Here is a 16,225-nt window from a genome sequence, read left to right as displayed (position 1 = left end):
ATGAGAGGGATGAGTCGATTCTGCCATAAAAAAGCCCCAACAATCTGGGGCTAAATCATGATCAGGTATTTCTTACTACGACCACATTTCCGTTGGGTTGCTTGGTCACGGAAATCTGTTCCAGACTGGTCAACGAAAAGTCGACCTCATCCAGACGCGGCGTGTCCGCAGGCGCATTGACCGCGATCACATGACACCCAGCCGCCAGTCCTGAAAGCACCCCAGCGGGCGCATCTTCAACCACGGTACACTCTTGCGGTGCGAGACCCAGCAGTTGAGCGCCTAACAGATAAGCGTCTGGTTCTGGTTTCCCTCTTTTTACCCGCTCAGCTGTAACAAACACTTCAGGCGCGGGAAGCCCCGCGACACGATGGCGCGCTCGTGCGACTGGCATAGAACCGGAGGTCACAATCGCCCAAGGAATACCCGCTTTATTGAGGTGGTTGAGCAACTCAACAGCCCCCGGCAGCGCGGTGATCCCAGCGGTTTCCGTCGCTTCGATCTGCTCAAGACGGGTGAACTCCGCAGCGATCTCAGCCTCAGATTTGCCCACCATAAAGTGTCGCAGAGAGGTAATGGCCTGCTTGCCATGAATAAAGCCGAGCACCTCGTCGTGATCGAGGCCAAAACGATCGGCCCAGTTGCACCACGCGCGTTCTACTGCGGGTAAGGAATCGACCAGCGTTCCATCCAGATCAAACAGAAAACCTTTGCACTGCACGCTCGCCCCCTCAGGCATTAATGATTTGGTTAATTTCATTCGCGCTCAGGTGATACTGGCGCGGGCAAGAGTGCCAGACGTTCAACATACGCTGATATTTTTCCCACATCGGGGTCTGGGCGTTGAAGCCATGCGTACCCGCATCAAAGTGGGTATAGCGACCTTCCACATTGACCATAAAGCGAACGTATCCGAGGAAACGGGCTTCCGTTGCGGCGTCAAAACCGAGGAAGGTCACGCGGCGCTCATCAATGGCCTGTGCATCCTTAAGATTAGTCCAGGACACATGTAATGCGTGATACATCTCCATAATATCGATAATCGTACGGCAGGTTTCTTCCGTCAGCTCACCAAACTCACGATCCAGCTCGCGCATCTGCAAACCGTAACCGCGTTCAATAATCGTCTGCAAACGACGATAACGCTCGGCGTTAGTGGGATCGAGCATAGTCATCATTTTGTACTGATTCGACAAAATCAGACGTTGAGCGTTGGTCATTTCCATTTGGGACTCCTGTATCACTGCTACTACGATGAAAAAAAAGAAGGCATCTTGTGCCTTCTTTTATATGCGTAATCAGGGGTCAATTACAAATCATCGAGGAAAGTTTTATCCAGTTGTTTGAAGGCACGCTTAAGCGTGTCAGCCAGCGCCTGATAATCAGGCTTTCCTTCGACCGGAGAGAGCGCCTGTCCGGCTTCCTGCAATTTACCCCGAACTTCGTAGAACCAGTTGAGTATTGAAGGCGGCAGCGGCGTCACGGAACGTTTTCCCAACCACCACATGCCCTGCATCGGCAGGCTTAGCGCAAACAGCGCGGTCGCCACGGCCGGTCCCAACTGCCCCCCTAGCGCGATTTGCCAGCATAAGGTGAAGACGGCGATAGGCGGCATAAAACGGATTGCGTAACGCGTCATACGGATCACGCGGTTCTCTACAAACACGGGCGCGAGACGCTTTTCCATTGGCCACGTCTTCGCGTAGTGCTGCCCCCGGCGAAACAAGCTAAAAAAATTGACGGAACGATTATCCGGTGTCGACATGGCGGTTACCTCAACTTCACATATAAAAATTAAAAAATTTGTGCAAAACAACAACTACGAAGGACATCGTTCAAAACATTTTGTCTTTGATACCCACATTCAGGTATCCTGTGCCGGCCTGTAAGGCCTTTAGTCCAAAATCATTGAGTCGTCAAATTGACACATAGTATGCCATTGGCTGAAAAATACGCAAAATGACATAGACTCAAAGGTATTTATTCCATCGTGCCCAAAAAGACCATGGCGCATGATGTTAATCATAAACGTCGGTGTCATCATGCGCTACGCTCTATGACTCCCTGACGTTTTTTTAGCCACGTATCATAAATAGGTACTTCCATGTCGAGTAAGTTAGTACTGGTTCTGAACTGCGGTAGCTCCTCACTGAAATTTGCCATCATCGATGCAGTAAACGGTGAAGAATACCTTTCTGGTTTAGCCGAATGTTTCCATCTCCCAGAAGCACGTATCAAATGGAAAATGGATGGCGGTAAACAAGAAGCGGCTTTAGGTGCAGGCGCCGCTCACAGTGAAGCGCTGAATTTTATCGTTAATACTATTCTGGCACAAAAACCAGAACTGTCTGCTCAGCTGACTGCGATTGGTCACCGTGTTGTTCACGGCGGCGAAAAATACACCGGCTCTGTAGTTATCGACGATTCCGTTATTCAGGGTATCAAAGATGCAGCCTCTTTTGCACCGTTGCACAACCCTGCACACCTGATCGGTATCGCTGAAGCGCTGAAATCCTTCCCGAATCTGAAAGACAAAAACGTGGCCGTATTCGACACCGCGTTCCATCAGACTATGCCGGAAGAATCTTACCTCTATGCCCTGCCGTACAGCCTGTACAAAGAGCATGGCGTTCGTCGTTACGGCGCGCACGGTACCAGCCACTTCTTCGTGACTCAGGAAGCGGCAAAAATGCTGAACAAACCGGTTGATGAACTGAACATCATCACTTGCCACCTGGGCAACGGCGGTTCTGTTTCTGCAATCCGTAACGGTAAATGTGTTGATACCTCCATGGGTCTGACCCCGCTGGAAGGTCTGGTGATGGGTACGCGTTCCGGTGACATCGACCCGGCGATCATCTTCCACCTGCACGACACCCTGGGCATGAGCGTTGACCAGATCAACAAAATGCTGACCAAAGAGTCTGGCCTGCTGGGTCTGACTGAAGTCACCAGCGACTGCCGTTATGTTGAAGACAACTACACCACCAAAGAAGACGCTAAACGTGCAATGGACGTTTACTGCCACCGTCTGGCGAAATACATCGGTTCCTACACCGCGCTGATGGATGGTCGTCTGGATGCGGTTGTCTTCACCGGTGGCATTGGTGAAAACGCCGCGATGGTTCGTGAACTGTCTCTGGGCAAACTGGGCGTTCTGGGCTTCGAAGTTGACCACGAACGTAACCTGGCCGCACGTTTCGGCAAATCTGGTTTCATCAACAAAGAAGGTACCCGTCCTGCGGTGGTTATCCCAACCAACGAAGAACTGGTTATCGCGCAAGACGCGAGCCGTCTGACTGCCTGATTTCACACCGCCAGCCTAGCTGGCGGTGCTGTTTTGTAACCCGTCTAAATTGGCGGTAACGAAAGAGGATAAACCGTGTCCCGTATTATTATGCTGATCCCTACCGGAACCAGCGTCGGCCTGACCAGCGTCAGCCTTGGCGTGATCCGTGCTATGGAACGCAAAGGCGTTCGTCTGAGCGTCTTTAAGCCTATCGCTCAGCCTCGTGCCGGTGGCGATGCGCCTGACCAGACTACCAGCATCGTGCGTGCTAACTCTTCTCTGCCAGCCGCTGAGCCGCTGAAGATGAGCCACGTTGAATCTCTGCTGTCCAGCAATCAGAAAGATGTGCTGATGGAAGAGATTATCGCGAACTATCACGCGAACACTAAAGACGCTGAAGTTGTCCTGGTTGAAGGCCTGGTCCCAACCCGTAAACATCAGTTCGCGCAGTCTCTGAACTACGAAATCGCGAAAACGCTGAACGCGGAAATCGTCTTCGTCATGTCTCAGGGTACCGATACCCCGGAACAGCTGAACGAGCGTATTGAACTGACTCGCAGCAGCTTCGGCGGCGCGAAAAACACCAACATCACCGGCGTAATCGTTAACAAACTGAACGCACCGGTTGATGAGCAGGGCCGTACTCGCCCGGATCTGTCTGAGATTTTCGACGACTCTTCCAAAGCGAAAGTGATCAAAGTTGATCCGGCTAAACTGCAGGAGTCCAGCCCGCTGCCGGTTCTGGGCGCGGTGCCGTGGAGCTTCGATCTGATCGCCACCCGTGCAATCGATATGGCGCGTCACCTGAACGCCACCATCGTGAACGAAGGCGATATCAATACCCGTCGCGTGAAGTCTGTGACTTTCTGCGCACGCAGCATTCCGCACATGCTGGAACACTTCCGCGCAGGTTCACTGCTGGTGACTTCCGCTGACCGTCCGGACGTGCTGGTTGCAGCATGCCTGGCGGCCATGAACGGCGTGGAAATCGGCGCCCTGCTGCTGACTGGCGGCTATGAAATGGACGCGCGCATCACTAAGCTGTGCGAACGTGCATTCGAAACCGGCCTGCCGGTATTCATGGTCAACACCAATACCTGGCAGACCTCTCTGAGCCTGCAGAGCTTCAACCTGGAAGTTCCGGTTGACGATCACGAGCGTATTGAGAAAGTTCAGGAATACGTTGCTAACTACATCAACGCCGACTGGGTTGAATCTCTGACCGCAACGTCTGAGCGCAGCCGTCGTCTGTCTCCACCAGCGTTCCGCTACCAGTTGACCGAACTGGCGCGTAAAGCGGGCAAACGCGTTGTTCTGCCGGAAGGCGACGAACCGCGTACCGTTAAAGCGGCCGCTATCTGTGCTGAACGCGGTATCGCAACCTGCGTTCTGCTGGGTAACCCGGATGAGATCACCCGCGTTGCGGCGTCTCAGGGCGTTGAACTGGGCGCTGGCGTTGAAATCGTTGACCCGGAAGTGGTTCGCGAAAGCTACGTTGCACGCCTGGTCGAGCTGCGTAAAAACAAAGGTATGACCGAAACCGTTGCCCGCGAACAGCTGGAAGACAACGTCGTTCTCGGTACCCTGATGCTGGAACAGGACGACGTTGATGGACTGGTTTCCGGTGCCGTTCACACTACCGCGAATACCATTCGTCCACCGCTGCAGCTGATCAAAACTGCACCGGGTAGTTCCCTGGTGTCTTCTGTGTTCTTCATGCTGCTGCCGGATCAGGTTTACGTTTACGGCGACTGCGCGATCAACCCGGATCCAACCGCAGAACAGCTGGCAGAAATCGCGATTCAGTCCGCTGAATCCGCGATTGCCTTCGGTATCGAACCGCGCGTAGCAATGCTCTCCTACTCCACCGGTACTTCTGGTGCAGGTAGCGACGTAGAGAAAGTACGTGAAGCGACTCGTCTGGCACAGGAAAAACGTCCTGACCTGATGATCGACGGCCCGCTGCAGTATGACGCCGCCGTTATGGCTGATGTAGCAAAATCCAAAGCGCCGAACTCTCCGGTTGCCGGTCGCGCTACCGTGTTCATCTTCCCGGATCTGAACACCGGTAACACCACCTACAAAGCGGTACAGCGTTCTGCCGACCTGATCTCCATCGGGCCGATGCTGCAGGGTATGCGCAAGCCGGTGAACGACCTGTCTCGTGGCGCGCTGGTAGACGATATCGTCTACACCATCGCTCTGACCGCGATCCAGTCTTCCCAGCAGCAGCAGTAATTTGCTGCGTGTGCCGGATGCTTTATCCGGCAACACATCCTGCTTATCAAACCGGAAATAGCTAATATTTCCGGTTTTTTTATATCTGTTTTTCCCATTTGCATAATCTGAAACATTTATCAGGATGCGCTGCATCAATGAATAACTATTCTCCTGTTTGCATACTTACCCTCTTTTGCATTGCAACAGGGATAGTCTTTCATGTCAGCAGTAACAGAAACACGTCCAGCCAAAAAGTGGGCGATGCCCGACACGCTGGTGATAATTTTTTTCGTCGCCATTTTAACCAGTCTGGCGACCTGGGTTGTTCCCGTCGGGATGTTCGACAGTCAGGAAGTGCAGTATCAGGTTGATGGGCAAACCAAGACCCGCAAGGTTGTTGATCCCCACTCATTCCGTATTCTGACCAATGAAGCCGGTGAAGAGCAGTATCACCCGGTTAAGTTCTTTACCACCGGTGACGAAAGTCCTGGTCTGATGAACTTCCCGTTTGAAGGGTTAACCTCCGGCTCTAAATTCGGCACTGCGGTCGGCATCATTATGTTTATGCTGGTCATTGGCGGCGCATTTGGCATCGTTATGCGTACCGGCACCATTGATAACGGCATCCTGGCGCTCATCCGCCATACGCGGGGCAACGAGGTCCTCTTTATCCCGGTGCTGTTTATTCTCTTCTCTTTAGGTGGCGCAGTGTTTGGCATGGGGGAAGAGGCCGTCGCCTTTGCGATAATCATCGCGCCGCTGATGGTGCGTTTGGGTTACGACAGTATCACCACCGTGCTGGTCACCTATATCGCCACCCAGATTGGTTTTGCCAGCTCATGGATGAACCCATTTTGCGTGGTGGTCGCGCAAGGTATTGCGGGGGTGCCAGTGCTCTCTGGTTCGGGTCTGCGCATCGTGGTCTGGGTGGTCGCTACGCTAATAGGACTAGCCTTCACGCTGGCCTATGCGGCACGCATCAAAAAGAATCCGCTTTTGTCCCGGGTACATGAATCCGACCGCTTCTTTCGCGAGCAGCAGGACGAGGTCATTGAGCGCCGCTTCACGCTCGGCGACTGGCTGGTACTGATGGTGCTGACGGGAGTGATCGTGTGGGTCATTTGGGGCGTTATCGTCCACGCGTGGTTTATCCCGGAGATTGCCAGCCAGTTCTTCACTATGGGGTTGGTGATTGGCATTATTGGCGTCGTCTTTCGGCTCAACGGCATGACGGTTAACATCATGGCGTCCTCATTTACTGAGGGTGCGCGTATGATGATTGCCCCTGCCCTGCTGGTTGGTTTTGCCAAGGGGATATTGCTGCTGGTAGGCAATGGTGAAGCGGGCGATGCCAGCGTACTGAATACCCTGCTGCACAGCATCGCCAACGGCATTAGCGGTCTGGATAACGCCATTGCGGCGTGGTTTATGCTGCTGTTCCAGGCGGTATTTAATTTCTTCGTTACCTCCGGCTCCGGTCAGGCTGCGTTGACCATGCCGCTGCTGGCACCGTTGGGCGATCTGGTTGGCGTCAACCGTCAGGTCACCGTTCTGGCATTCCAGTTTGGTGACGGATTCAGTCATATTATCTATCCTACGTCGGCATCACTGATGGCAACGTTAGGCGTTTGTCGGGTGGATTTTCGTAACTGGCTGAAGGTAGGCGCCACGCTGTTGGGACTGCTGTTTATTATGTCCAGCGTGGTGGTGATTGGCGCGCAGATAATGGGCTACCATTAAACAACAAGGCCGGATAATGCGCATCAGCGGCTTATCCGGCCTACAACGACGCCCGATCCCGTCACCCAGGATCGGCGGTGCTGAATTTACTCAGCTTCTTCGTGTTTTTCGGCTTTCGCACTTTCATTCTTGGCGTTGCGGGTCATCCACAGCGCCAGTGCCTTCAGTGAGTCCGGTGTAAATTCATCACAGCGCGCGGTAATTTCTTCCGGCGTCAGCCAGCACACTTCACTAATTTCTTCTTCCTGCAGCGCAAACGGTCCGTGAGAAACGCAGCTAAACAGCCCGCCCCAGACGCGACAGTTCTGGTCTTCAAAATAAAACTGACCGTGCTCGGCAAACGGGACACCGGCAATGCCCAATTCTTCTTCAGCTTCACGACGCGCGGAGTCCAGAAGCTGCTCATCAGCCTGAACAACCCCCCCCGCGGTAGCATCCAGCATACCGGGCATAAAGTCCTTTGTCTCAGTGCGACGCTGAACCAGAATTTTACCCATACCATCGTGTACAACGATATACGTTGCACGGTGGCGCAAGCATTGTGCCCGCATTTGTTCCCGGCTGGATTGTGCGATGACTTCATTGTCTTCATTCACAATATCCACCCATTCAGTACTTGCCAAACGACGCTGTTCCACCATCAGGAAACCTTCTTTTTTCTAGCGCTCTTACGGCGCGTTTACGTTTGTGGGGTAACTTACGGATTAATCTCGACCTGCGCAATAATACTTTGATCATTGAGTGCCATCACGCTGAGAACATTATCATCCAGAATCCCGTAGCTTGCCGTAAATCCCCCTTTCGGGATGCTTACCGAACCCGGGTTAAACTGGTAGATATCCCCACGTCGCTCTGCCACCGGCAGATGCGTATGTCCATAAACCAGCACATCGCCGGTGTTGAGCGGTGGTAAGTTATCCGGACCAAAAAGATGTCCGTGCGTCAGAAAGAGTCGCTGGCTGTCAGTCAGAATTTGCTGCCACGGCGCGGTTATTGGAAAATGCAGAAGCATCTGATCCACTTCGCTGTCGCAATTACCACGTACCGCAATTATCCGCGACGCCTGCTCATTCAAACGCTCGGCGACCTGCGCTGGCGCGTAGCCCTCTGGCAGCGCATTACGCGGCCCATGGTTCAATACATCGCCCAGTATCACCAGCCATTGCGCACCGCTTTGGGCAAACCGTTCAAGTACGCATTCCGTAGCCGGCAACGAACCATGAATGTCCGATGCGAACATCAGTTTCATCACTCACCCCTCGTTGAAAAATACCTTTCAATGATACTGGATTACGTCCCTACTTTCAGCAGGAACGCTTCGCTGAAAGCGCGATAAAACGTTGTACCGAAGCGCGTTGCCACTGGAAGGTGGCATACTCTGCGAGCTGTTCTGGTACATCATCGCCATTCAGAACCAGTCGATTAAGCATTAGCGCTAAATCGCTGTCTGCGATACACCATTCACCAAACAAATTCTGCTTACCGTGCGCCAGTAAACTGCCCGCCGTGGCAAACAATTTTTCCGCACTGGCCCTTCCTGCTTCCGTCAACGGACCTTTCTTCACGCCAGCAAAAACCACATCCGTCGAACGCTCTTCCCGGATAGGCATCAGATCGCTACGGAGCCAGGCCTGAACCTGGCGGGCGCGAGCCCGTTTTTGTAGATCGTGCGGATAAATGCGCTCCCATTGTGGTGGAGCGAAACGCTCTTCCAGGAACTCGGCAATCGCCGAGGATTCACTCAGTTCAAAACCGTCAATGTCAAGAACCGGTACGCGCCGCGTCAGCGCATACCCTTGCCATGAAGGTTGCAAGTGTTCGCCACTATTGAGGTTGACAGTTTTCAGCGTAAAAGGCAGCCCTTTCTCTTGCAGAGCGACATAAACAGACAGTACATAAGGGGAGAAAAAGTTGGCATCTGACCACAGCGTAATTGCAGGTTTGCTCATAATGTCCTCTGAAGTGTATTGGCTTTCTTTCAAAATATAGAGTCTTTCTCTCGCTGTCACTTGATGAAAACTCACGCACGTCGGCAGCTTCTATACTTGTAGTGACCGGTTCATGACAAAACGGACGCTGAAAATGATCGACCTTTACTACACTCCATCGCCAAACGGGCACAAAATCACACTGTTTCTCGAAGAGGCGCAGTTAAAATACCGTCTGATTCATGTAGATATCAGCAGAGGCAGCCAGTTCCGCCCTGACTTTTTGCTGATTTCACCGAATAATAAAATTCCGGCCATCATCGACTGCGCCCCGGAGGATGGCGGAAAACCCATTAGCCTGTTTGAGTCTGGCGAGATTTTACTCTACCTGGCGGAAAAGAGCGGTAAGCTACTCAGCGGCGAATTACGCGAGCGCCACACCACGCTGCAGTGGCTCTTCTGGCAGGTTAGCGGACTTGGGCCAATGCTGGGACAAAATCATCACTTCAGCCACTTCGCACCGCAGACTATCCCCTACGCCATTGAACGGTATCAGGTGGAAACCCAGCGACTGTACAACGTCATGAATAAACGCCTGGAAATATCACCCTGGCTGGGTGGCGATCATTACAGCATTGCCGACATTGCCTGCTGGCCGTGGATTAATCTCCACCAGCGCCAGCGTATCGACCTCGACAACTATCCGGCGGTCAATAACTGGTACGAACGTATCCGTACTCGTCCTGCAACAGAACGGGCGATGCAGCAAGCGCAGAGCGAGAAAAGTTAACGCGATTCGGTTCTCGTGTATCATGAAAAGGTTCATACATGGAGGAAACCTGCAATGTCACAACCTGACGCAATTATTCGTATAAAAAACCTTCGTCTGCGCACTTTTATCGGCATTAAAGAAGAAGAGATTCTGAACCGACAGGATATCGTCATCAATATTGCCATCCACTATCCAGCAGACAAAGCCCGGACCAGTGAAGATATCAACGATGCGCTGAATTATCGCACCATCACCAAGAGCATCATTTCGCACGTTGAGAGTAACCGCTTCTCATTGTTGGAAAAATTAACGCAAGATGTGCTCGATATCGCACGCGAACATCACTGGGTCACTTATGCTGAAGTGGAGATCGATAAACTTCACGCATTGCGTTACGCCGACTCCGTTTCCATGACATTGAGCTGGCAGCGCTAAACGTAACCCGGGAGGCGACATGCAGATTCTGATTACCGGCGGTACTGGCCTGATTGGACGTCATTTGATCCCCCGCCTGCTGGAACTGGGGCATCAGATTACCGTAGTGACACGTACTCCTGATAAGGCTCGTCAGATTCTGGACTCCCGGGTCACGCTATGGAAAGGGCTGGAAGAGCAGCAAAACCTCGATGGCGTTGATGCTGTCATCAATCTTGCCGGAGAGCCTATCGCCGACAAACGCTGGAGCGCTGAGCAAAAAGAGCGTTTGTGCCAGAGCCGCTGGGGGATTACGCAGAAACTGGTCGATTTAATCAAAGTCAGCAACACGCCGCCTGCCGTACTCATCTCTGGTTCCGCTACGGGATACTACGGCGATCTGGGTGAGGTCGTTGTGACGGAAGAAGAACCGCCACATAATGAATTCACCCATAAGTTGTGCGCCCGCTGGGAACAGATCGCCAGCGCTGCGCAAAGCGACAAAACCCGCGTATGTTTGCTGCGTACTGGCGTTGTATTGGCCTCTACAGGCGGGATCCTCGCAAAGATGGTTCCACCGTTTCGTCTGGGGCTTGGCGGTCCTATCGGCAATGGGCGTCAATACCTGGCCTGGATCCATATTGACGATATGGTCAACGGGATTATCTGGCTGCTGGATAACGATCTGCGCGGTCCCTTCAATATGGTTTCGCCATACCCGGTTCGCAATGAACAGTTCGCCCATGCGCTGGGTCATGCCCTAAACCGCCCGGCGATCCTGCGCGTTCCGGCAGCCGCTATACGGCTGCTGATGGGCGAATCCTCGGTGCTGGTCCTCGGGGGGCAGCGCGCGTTGCCCAAGCGACTGGAGGGGGCAGGTTTTGCGTTTCGTTGGTACGATTTGGAAGAAGCGCTGGCCGATGTCATCCTATAATGTCTGATATCCCTTCACTGTTGCCATTGTGGTGGTATGGTTAAAAAACCAAATACCACAATGGCGACGTTATGGCGATAATATCAACACCCCGACTTACTCTCTCTTTATACCAACTCGCTGACTGGCCTTTTTTCCAGCGGCTACGAGAAAATCCGGACGTCATGCGTTTCATGGGTGATATCGCCCCAACCAAAGATACTCGCCTGCTCTTCGCCAGACGCCTTTCCGCTCGACATACCTTTGTTATCCGGGAGCACAACAACACGGCGCAACTGGGCGATATTGGCTTACAGATAAGCCATCTTTATCCTCAGGAAGCTGATATTGGCTATGCCATCACGCCGCGGGCGCAGGGAAAAGGGATTGCCAGCGAAGCCGTACGTGCCGTGTGCGATTATGCCTTTCAACAGGCTGGCGTAACGGCGATAAATGCCTATGTATTAGCCGGAAATACCGGGTCGATACGCATTCTGGAAAAAACAGGATTTATACGCACTCAGGTGCTTGAAAAAGCCTATGAAGTGAACGGCATAGCGTATGACGACTGGGTTTATCGTCTGGAGTACAGCGCGTTAAAGCGGTAGGCCCGGAAAGCGTAACGCCTCCGGGCAACTTACTTATTTCAGCGAGCCCTTGAGAAACTGCTGCAAACGCGGGCTTTGCGGATTACCGAATACCTGCTCCGGGTCGCCCTCTTCCTCAATTTTCCCCTGATGCAGGAAAATCACGTGCGTGGAGACATGTCGAGCGAATCCCATTTCGTGGGTCACGACCACCATGGTTTTACCCTCTTCGGCCAGCTGTTGCATAATACGCAACACCTCGCCCACAAGTTCTGGGTCAAGCGCCGATGTGGGTTCATCAAACAGCAACACTTCCGGTTCCATCGCCAACGCACGCGCAATAGAGACGCGCTGCTGCTGACCACCGGACAGATGTACCGGATATTTGCCCTGCGCGCGCTCATCAATACCGACTTTGGCCAGATACTTCACCGCACGTTCGCGGGCTTCCTGCTTGCTCAGCCCCAGCACCTGAATCGGCGCTTCCATCACGTTTTCCAGCACCGTCATGTGGCTCCACAGGTTGAAGTGCTGAAAGACCATCGTCAGTCGCGTGCGTAGCAGACGCAGCTGATTTTTATCTGCAACCTTCAACTGACCGTCTTTGTCGCGCACCAGGCCAATATTCTGACCGCTAACCACAATCGTTCCGGCACTCGGCTTTTCCAGAAAGTTAATGCAGCGCAGGAAGGTACTTTTACCCGAACCTGACGAACCAATAATACTGATAACATCACCCGCATTGGCCTGCAGCGATACCCCTTTCAGCACTTCATGTTCGCCGTAGTGCTTATGTAAATCGATAACGTTTAATTTATTTTCAGACATCGTGTTACTCGAATCATTTAGAGGATACATGCTGCAACCAGCGTTTTTCCGCTTTACGGAACAGACTGATCAGGACATATGAAATTATCAAATACAGTACAGCGGCAATACCGAAGGCGGTAAACGGCTGATACGTTGCCGAGTTGATATCGCGGGCGATCTTCAACAAATCAGGCACCGTGGCGGTAAATGCCAGCGCCGTGGAGTGCAGCATTAAAATGACTTCATTGCTGTAAGCCGGCAGCGCAATACGCAGCGCGGAAGGTAAAATAATGCAGCGATACAGTTTGAATGACGAGAAACCGTATGCGCGCGCGGCTTCAATCTCACCATGGGGTACGGAACGAATAGCCCCGGCGAAAATCTCCGTCGTGTAGGCACAGGTATTCAGCGTCAATGCCAGCACGGTACAATTCAGCCCACTGCGGAAAAATGCGTTAAGGAAGTCCGTGCCTTTGACTATCTCCAGCGTATACATCCCGGAATAAAACACCAGTAGCTGAACGTACAGCGGCGTCCCACGAAAAATATAGGTGAACAGCCAGATAGGGAACTGGATAAATTTATTACTGGAAACGCGGCCAATCGCCAAAAACAGCGCCAGTATTCCGCCCATCACTACTGACGAAATCAAAAGCCACAGGGTGATAGCGACGCCAGTGTAGCGATATCCGTCGGTCCACAGCAGGGACTTCCAGTATTCCTGAATAATCTCGATCACAGGTCAGCCCTCTTCACACCCACGGAATAGCGGCGCTCAAGGTACAGCAGCACACCATTAGAAACAGTGGTAAACACCAGATAGATGACCCCGCACACCACGGCAAAATAGAACGGCTCCCAGGTACTCTTCCCGGCAAGCTGAGTGGCTTTCACCACGTCTTCAAGTCCAAGCAGTGACACCAGCGCCGTGGCCTTAAGAATGACCTGCCAGTTGTTGCCTATTCCCGGTAAGGCATAGCGCATCATCGCCGGGAACATAATGCGGCGAAATATTTGTGAGCTGGTAAAACCGAATGCCGTCGCGGCCTCAATATGACCTTTTGGCACAGCCATGAACGCACCACGGAACGTTTCGGTAAAATAGGCGCCGTAGATAAACCCAAGCGTAATTATACCCGCGACCATCGGATCGATATCAATCTGGCCGATACCGATGGCATCGGTAATGGTATTCAGCGCAATTTGTAACCCGTAGAAAATGAGCAGCATTAAGACGAGATCGGGAACCCCGCGGATAAGCGTTGTGTACCCTTCGAAAATAAGCCCCATTGCCCGGCTTTGCGACAGCTTAGCTGCCGCGCCGACAAGACCTATCAGAACCGCCAGTACCACCGAGCTGAGTGCCAGCTCCAGCGTAACAATTGCGCCCTGTAAAATAACACCTGAAAAGCCATACAACATGCTGCCTGTCCTGTCGTGTGTGGTGGAGTAGTAAGCCTCTTTTGATTTCAGACTAACCGTTAAATACCGGATGGCGGCTTTGCCTTATCCGGCCTACAAAATCACCGTAGGCCTGATAAGCGCAGCGCCATCAGGCATAAATTCAACGCGTCAAAAATCTACGGGCTTTATCAGCACCTGCGGTGATTAACCGCCGTAAACATCAAAATCGAAATACTTTTTCGCCAGCTTCTCGTAAGTCCCGTCAGCGCGCATTTCAGCAAAGGCTTTGTTCAGCGCTTCGCGCAGCTCGTTATCGTCTTTGCGCAGCCCCATACCGGTACCCACGCCGAATAACTTCTCGTCTTTCACAGACGGGCCGCCGAATTTGTAATCTTTACCGACCGGCTGTTTCAGGAAGCCTTCGCTGGCCGCGACTTCATCCTGGAATGCGGCGTCAATACGCCCGGCAGTCAGGTCAGAATAGATATTGTCTTGTCCCTGATAGGAGACAATTTCAATGCCTTTTGGCGCCCAGTGCTCGTTACCGAACGTTTCCTGAGTCGTGCCCTGCAGCACGCCGACACGTTTACCTTTCAGCGACTCAATAGTCGGCTGAATAGCAGAATTTTTAGCGACAACCAGACGCGAGTCGGCTGCATAAAGCTTGTCGGTAAAGGCAATTTCCTGCTGACGTTTTTCAGTAATGGAAAGCGAGGACATGATCGCATCGATTTTTTTCGCTTTTAGCGAAGGGATCAGCGCGTCCAGCGGGTTTTCCACGAAGGTACATTGCGTATTGATACGTTTGCACAGCTCTTTAGCCAGATCGATATCAAAACCGACTAATTCACCCTGCGCATTTTTCGATTCGAACGGCGCATAAGTAGGATCGGTACCGATACGAATTTTTTGCGGAATGGCGGCAAATGCTGCGGTAGCACTGGAGAAAGCCAGAACCAGAGAAAGAGACAACACCAGTTTTTTCATAACTATCCTCAACAGACTGTCTTTTATAGGGGATCTTTACAGGACCAGGTGCAGTTATCGTGCCATTAATCAGGCCGACAAGGCAAAGCATTCTACCCTGTCGGCGGTATTTATTTGCATGAAAAGCGCTTAAGTATGCACTCATGCTTATTAAGCCAACGACAAAAGCACCAAAAAAGTGCACTGAATGTATTATGCACCGTAATGGTTACCCGCAATGGTGCAGTCAATTCCCCGCTGCGGCGTATTAATCGCCGTAGACATTGAAGTTAAAATACTTACTCGCCATTTTGTCGTAAGTGCCGTCTTTGCGCAGTTCACCCAGCGCTTTATCAAAAGCGGCTTTCAGCTCGGTGTCATCTTTGCGCAAACCAATCCCGGTTCCGTCGCCAAAGTATTTTTTATCTTTTACCGAAGGACCTGCAAAGTCGTAGTCCTTACCGGCAGGCTGCTTCAGGAAGCCTTCGCTGGCCGCGACTTCATCCTGCAACGCCGCGTCGAGACGACCCGCCGTCAGGTCAGAATAAATGAGATCCTGGTTCGCATAGGCCACCACATCCACGCCTTTGCTACGCCAGTTGTCATTGGCATAGGCTTCCTGAGTAGAGCCTTGCAGCACGCCAACGTGTTTACCCTTGAGGGAATCCAGAGTCGGTTTAATTGGGGAACCTTTCGCGGCGATCAGACGTGAGTCTGCTGCGTAAAGTTTGTCTGAGAACGCAATCTCTTGCTGACGCTTCTCGGTGATAGAAAGCGAGGAGATAATGGCGTCAATTTTTTTCGCTTTCAGCGACGGGATCAGAGCATCAAAGTCGCTGGCAACCCAGGTACATTTGATCTGCATGCGCTTACACATCTCGTTTCCCAGATCGATATCAAAGCCGACGAAGTCGCCTTTGGCATCTTTAGAGGAAAAAGGTGCGTACGTTGTATCTGTACCAATACGAACCGTCTGCGGAAGTGCTGCGTAGCTGGCCGCGGTGGCGGAGAGTCCTACCAGCAAAGACAAAGCAAGAACCGTCTTCTTCATACATAACCCTCAAGTGGCGTAATTTTATTATGTTTTACGTTGTGTTGTGTGTTTGCAGACTTTTTCATGCAGGTCTTATGCCATTTTCGCGTCGATGAGGATATTCGACGTTAAATATGTTAATAAAACGT

The 16,225-nt window shown here is 52.2% G+C and carries 18 protein-coding genes; 7 read left to right on the top strand and 11 right to left on the bottom strand.

The features are described from left to right. Positions 1–61: 61 nt before the first annotated feature. The 3 genes from G8S19_RS06990 to yfbV form a co-directional block, all read right to left on the bottom strand. A complete protein-coding gene (locus G8S19_RS06990) occupies positions 62–739 on the bottom strand; it encodes a sugar phosphatase (protein ID WP_086523398.1) in 678 nt (225 codons plus the stop codon). Continuing rightward, positions 732–1,226: a YfbU family protein gene (locus G8S19_RS06985; protein WP_003028086.1), complete on the bottom strand. Its 495-nt coding sequence runs from the start codon at positions 1,224–1,226 to the stop codon at positions 732–734. Before G8S19_RS06985 ends, G8S19_RS06990 begins: the two co-directional genes overlap by 8 nt. Before the next feature lie 83 nt (positions 1,227–1,309). Continuing rightward, complete coding sequence (yfbV, locus tag G8S19_RS06980) at positions 1,310–1,765, bottom strand: terminus macrodomain insulation protein YfbV (RefSeq protein WP_003028087.1); 456 nt, start codon at positions 1,763–1,765, stop codon at positions 1,310–1,312. Positions 1,766–2,104: 339 nt separating this feature from the next. Here yfbV and ackA point away from each other — a divergent pair, with 339 nt between their 5' ends. The 3 genes from ackA (at position 2,105) to yfcC (ending at position 7,249) form a co-directional block, all read left to right on the top strand. Further along, positions 2,105–3,307: an acetate kinase gene (gene ackA, locus G8S19_RS06975; protein ID WP_048211067.1), complete on the top strand. Its 1,203-nt coding sequence runs from the start codon at positions 2,105–2,107 to the stop codon at positions 3,305–3,307. A gap of 75 nt (positions 3,308–3,382) precedes the next feature. Beyond that, entirely contained in the window at positions 3,383–5,527 is a 2,145-nt protein-coding gene (gene pta / locus G8S19_RS06970; protein ID WP_101742312.1) for a phosphate acetyltransferase, read from the top strand. Between the two features lie 201 nt (positions 5,528–5,728). Then, a complete protein-coding gene (gene yfcC / locus G8S19_RS06965; protein WP_253686370.1) occupies positions 5,729–7,249 on the top strand; it encodes a putative basic amino acid antiporter YfcC in 1,521 nt (506 codons plus the stop codon). 86 nt (positions 7,250–7,335) lie between these two features. Here the strand turns inward: yfcC and yfcD are convergent, their stop codons facing one another. Genes yfcD through yfcF form a run of 3 tightly spaced genes read right to left on the bottom strand, consistent with a single transcriptional unit; the run spans position 7,336 to position 9,198 of the window. Next, positions 7,336–7,890 carry an NUDIX hydrolase YfcD gene (yfcD, locus tag G8S19_RS06960; RefSeq protein WP_048211064.1) on the bottom strand — a complete coding sequence of 185 codons (555 nt, stop codon included), beginning with the start codon at positions 7,888–7,890 and terminating at the stop codon, positions 7,336–7,338. A gap of 56 nt (positions 7,891–7,946) precedes the next feature. Continuing rightward, a complete protein-coding gene (gene yfcE, locus G8S19_RS06955; RefSeq protein WP_124021810.1) occupies positions 7,947–8,498 on the bottom strand; it encodes a phosphodiesterase in 552 nt (183 codons plus the stop codon). 55 nt (positions 8,499–8,553) lie between these two features. Beyond that, on the bottom strand, positions 8,554–9,198 hold the full coding sequence (gene yfcF / locus G8S19_RS06950; RefSeq protein ID WP_048211062.1) for a glutathione transferase: 645 nt from the start codon (positions 9,196–9,198) through the stop codon (positions 8,554–8,556). A gap of 133 nt (positions 9,199–9,331) precedes the next feature. On the opposite strand from yfcF, the gene yfcG reads away from it, so the two are divergent. The 4 genes from yfcG (at position 9,332) to G8S19_RS06930 (ending at position 11,884) form a co-directional block, all read left to right on the top strand. Continuing rightward, entirely contained in the window at positions 9,332–9,967 is a 636-nt protein-coding gene (gene yfcG, locus G8S19_RS06945; RefSeq protein WP_048211061.1) for a GSH-dependent disulfide bond oxidoreductase, read from the top strand. 54 nt (positions 9,968–10,021) lie between these two features. Next, on the top strand, positions 10,022–10,384 hold the full coding sequence (gene folX / locus G8S19_RS06940) for a dihydroneopterin triphosphate 2'-epimerase (RefSeq protein ID WP_005129505.1): 363 nt from the start codon (positions 10,022–10,024) through the stop codon (positions 10,382–10,384). Positions 10,385–10,403: 19 nt separating this feature from the next. Next, positions 10,404–11,297 carry a TIGR01777 family oxidoreductase gene (locus G8S19_RS06935; protein ID WP_124021811.1) on the top strand — a complete coding sequence of 298 codons (894 nt, stop codon included), beginning with the start codon at positions 10,404–10,406 and terminating at the stop codon, positions 11,295–11,297. Between the two features lie 71 nt (positions 11,298–11,368). Further along, positions 11,369–11,884: a GNAT family N-acetyltransferase gene (locus tag G8S19_RS06930; RefSeq protein ID WP_071887365.1), complete on the top strand. Its 516-nt coding sequence runs from the start codon at positions 11,369–11,371 to the stop codon at positions 11,882–11,884. A 33-nt stretch (positions 11,885–11,917) separates the two neighbouring features. Here the strand turns inward: G8S19_RS06930 and hisP are convergent, their stop codons facing one another. The 5 genes from hisP to argT all read right to left on the bottom strand — a co-directional run bounded on the left by hisP (position 11,918) and on the right by argT (position 16,094). Further along, complete coding sequence (gene hisP, locus G8S19_RS06925) at positions 11,918–12,691, bottom strand: histidine ABC transporter ATP-binding protein HisP (RefSeq protein ID WP_061068225.1); 774 nt, start codon at positions 12,689–12,691, stop codon at positions 11,918–11,920. A 13-nt stretch (positions 12,692–12,704) separates the two neighbouring features. Beyond that, positions 12,705–13,412: a histidine ABC transporter permease HisM gene (gene hisM / locus G8S19_RS06920; protein ID WP_003028116.1), complete on the bottom strand. Its 708-nt coding sequence runs from the start codon at positions 13,410–13,412 to the stop codon at positions 12,705–12,707. Beyond that, a complete protein-coding gene (locus tag G8S19_RS06915; RefSeq protein ID WP_003028118.1) occupies positions 13,409–14,095 on the bottom strand; it encodes a histidine ABC transporter permease HisQ in 687 nt (228 codons plus the stop codon). The genes hisM and G8S19_RS06915 overlap by 4 nt, the downstream gene beginning before the upstream one ends. A 186-nt stretch (positions 14,096–14,281) precedes the next feature. Beyond that, positions 14,282–15,064 carry a histidine ABC transporter substrate-binding protein HisJ gene (hisJ, locus tag G8S19_RS06910; protein WP_253686368.1) on the bottom strand — a complete coding sequence of 261 codons (783 nt, stop codon included), beginning with the start codon at positions 15,062–15,064 and terminating at the stop codon, positions 14,282–14,284. A 247-nt stretch (positions 15,065–15,311) separates the two neighbouring features. Beyond that, complete coding sequence (gene argT / locus G8S19_RS06905) at positions 15,312–16,094, bottom strand: lysine/arginine/ornithine ABC transporter substrate-binding protein ArgT (protein ID WP_003028123.1); 783 nt, start codon at positions 16,092–16,094, stop codon at positions 15,312–15,314. Positions 16,095–16,225 lie beyond the last annotated feature (131 nt).

It is taken from the genome of Citrobacter sp. SX206, assembly GCF_024181025.1.
In the GTDB taxonomy this organism is placed as follows: Bacteria; Pseudomonadota; Gammaproteobacteria; order Enterobacterales; family Enterobacteriaceae; genus Citrobacter; species Citrobacter youngae.
This window is presented reverse-complemented; position numbering and strand designations above follow the sequence as displayed.

What these genes read in the sequence shown, in the direction of transcription:
- yfcD (WP_048211064.1), bottom strand. Translation starts at nt 7,890, where the DNA reads ATGGTGGAACAGCGTCGTTTGGCAAGTACTGAATGGGTGGATATTGTG.
- yfcF (WP_048211062.1), bottom strand. Translation starts at nt 9,198, where the DNA reads ATGAGCAAACCTGCAATTACGCTGTGGTCAGATGCCAACTTTTTCTCC.
- yfcC (WP_253686370.1), top strand. Translation starts at nt 5,729, where the DNA reads ATGTCAGCAGTAACAGAAACACGTCCAGCCAAAAAGTGGGCGATGCCC.
- yfbV (WP_003028087.1), bottom strand. Translation starts at nt 1,765, where the DNA reads ATGTCGACACCGGATAATCGTTCCGTCAATTTTTTTAGCTTGTTTCGC.
- G8S19_RS06930 (WP_071887365.1), top strand. Translation starts at nt 11,369, where the DNA reads ATGGCGATAATATCAACACCCCGACTTACTCTCTCTTTATACCAACTC.
- G8S19_RS06990 (WP_086523398.1), bottom strand. Translation starts at nt 739, where the DNA reads ATGCCTGAGGGGGCGAGCGTGCAGTGCAAAGGTTTTCTGTTTGATCTG.
- argT (WP_003028123.1), bottom strand. Translation starts at nt 16,094, where the DNA reads ATGAAGAAGACGGTTCTTGCTTTGTCTTTGCTGGTAGGACTCTCCGCC.
- G8S19_RS06915 (WP_003028118.1), bottom strand. Translation starts at nt 14,095, where the DNA reads ATGTTGTATGGCTTTTCAGGTGTTATTTTACAGGGCGCAATTGTTACG.
- yfcG (WP_048211061.1), top strand. Translation starts at nt 9,332, where the DNA reads ATGATCGACCTTTACTACACTCCATCGCCAAACGGGCACAAAATCACA.
- hisP (WP_061068225.1), bottom strand. Translation starts at nt 12,691, where the DNA reads ATGTCTGAAAATAAATTAAACGTTATCGATTTACATAAGCACTACGGC.
- yfcE (WP_124021810.1), bottom strand. Translation starts at nt 8,498, where the DNA reads ATGAAACTGATGTTCGCATCGGACATTCATGGTTCGTTGCCGGCTACG.
- folX (WP_005129505.1), top strand. Translation starts at nt 10,022, where the DNA reads ATGTCACAACCTGACGCAATTATTCGTATAAAAAACCTTCGTCTGCGC.
- G8S19_RS06985 (WP_003028086.1), bottom strand. Translation starts at nt 1,226, where the DNA reads ATGGAAATGACCAACGCTCAACGTCTGATTTTGTCGAATCAGTACAAA.
- G8S19_RS06935 (WP_124021811.1), top strand. Translation starts at nt 10,404, where the DNA reads ATGCAGATTCTGATTACCGGCGGTACTGGCCTGATTGGACGTCATTTG.
- hisJ (WP_253686368.1), bottom strand. Translation starts at nt 15,064, where the DNA reads ATGAAAAAACTGGTGTTGTCTCTTTCTCTGGTTCTGGCTTTCTCCAGT.
- ackA (WP_048211067.1), top strand. Translation starts at nt 2,105, where the DNA reads ATGTCGAGTAAGTTAGTACTGGTTCTGAACTGCGGTAGCTCCTCACTG.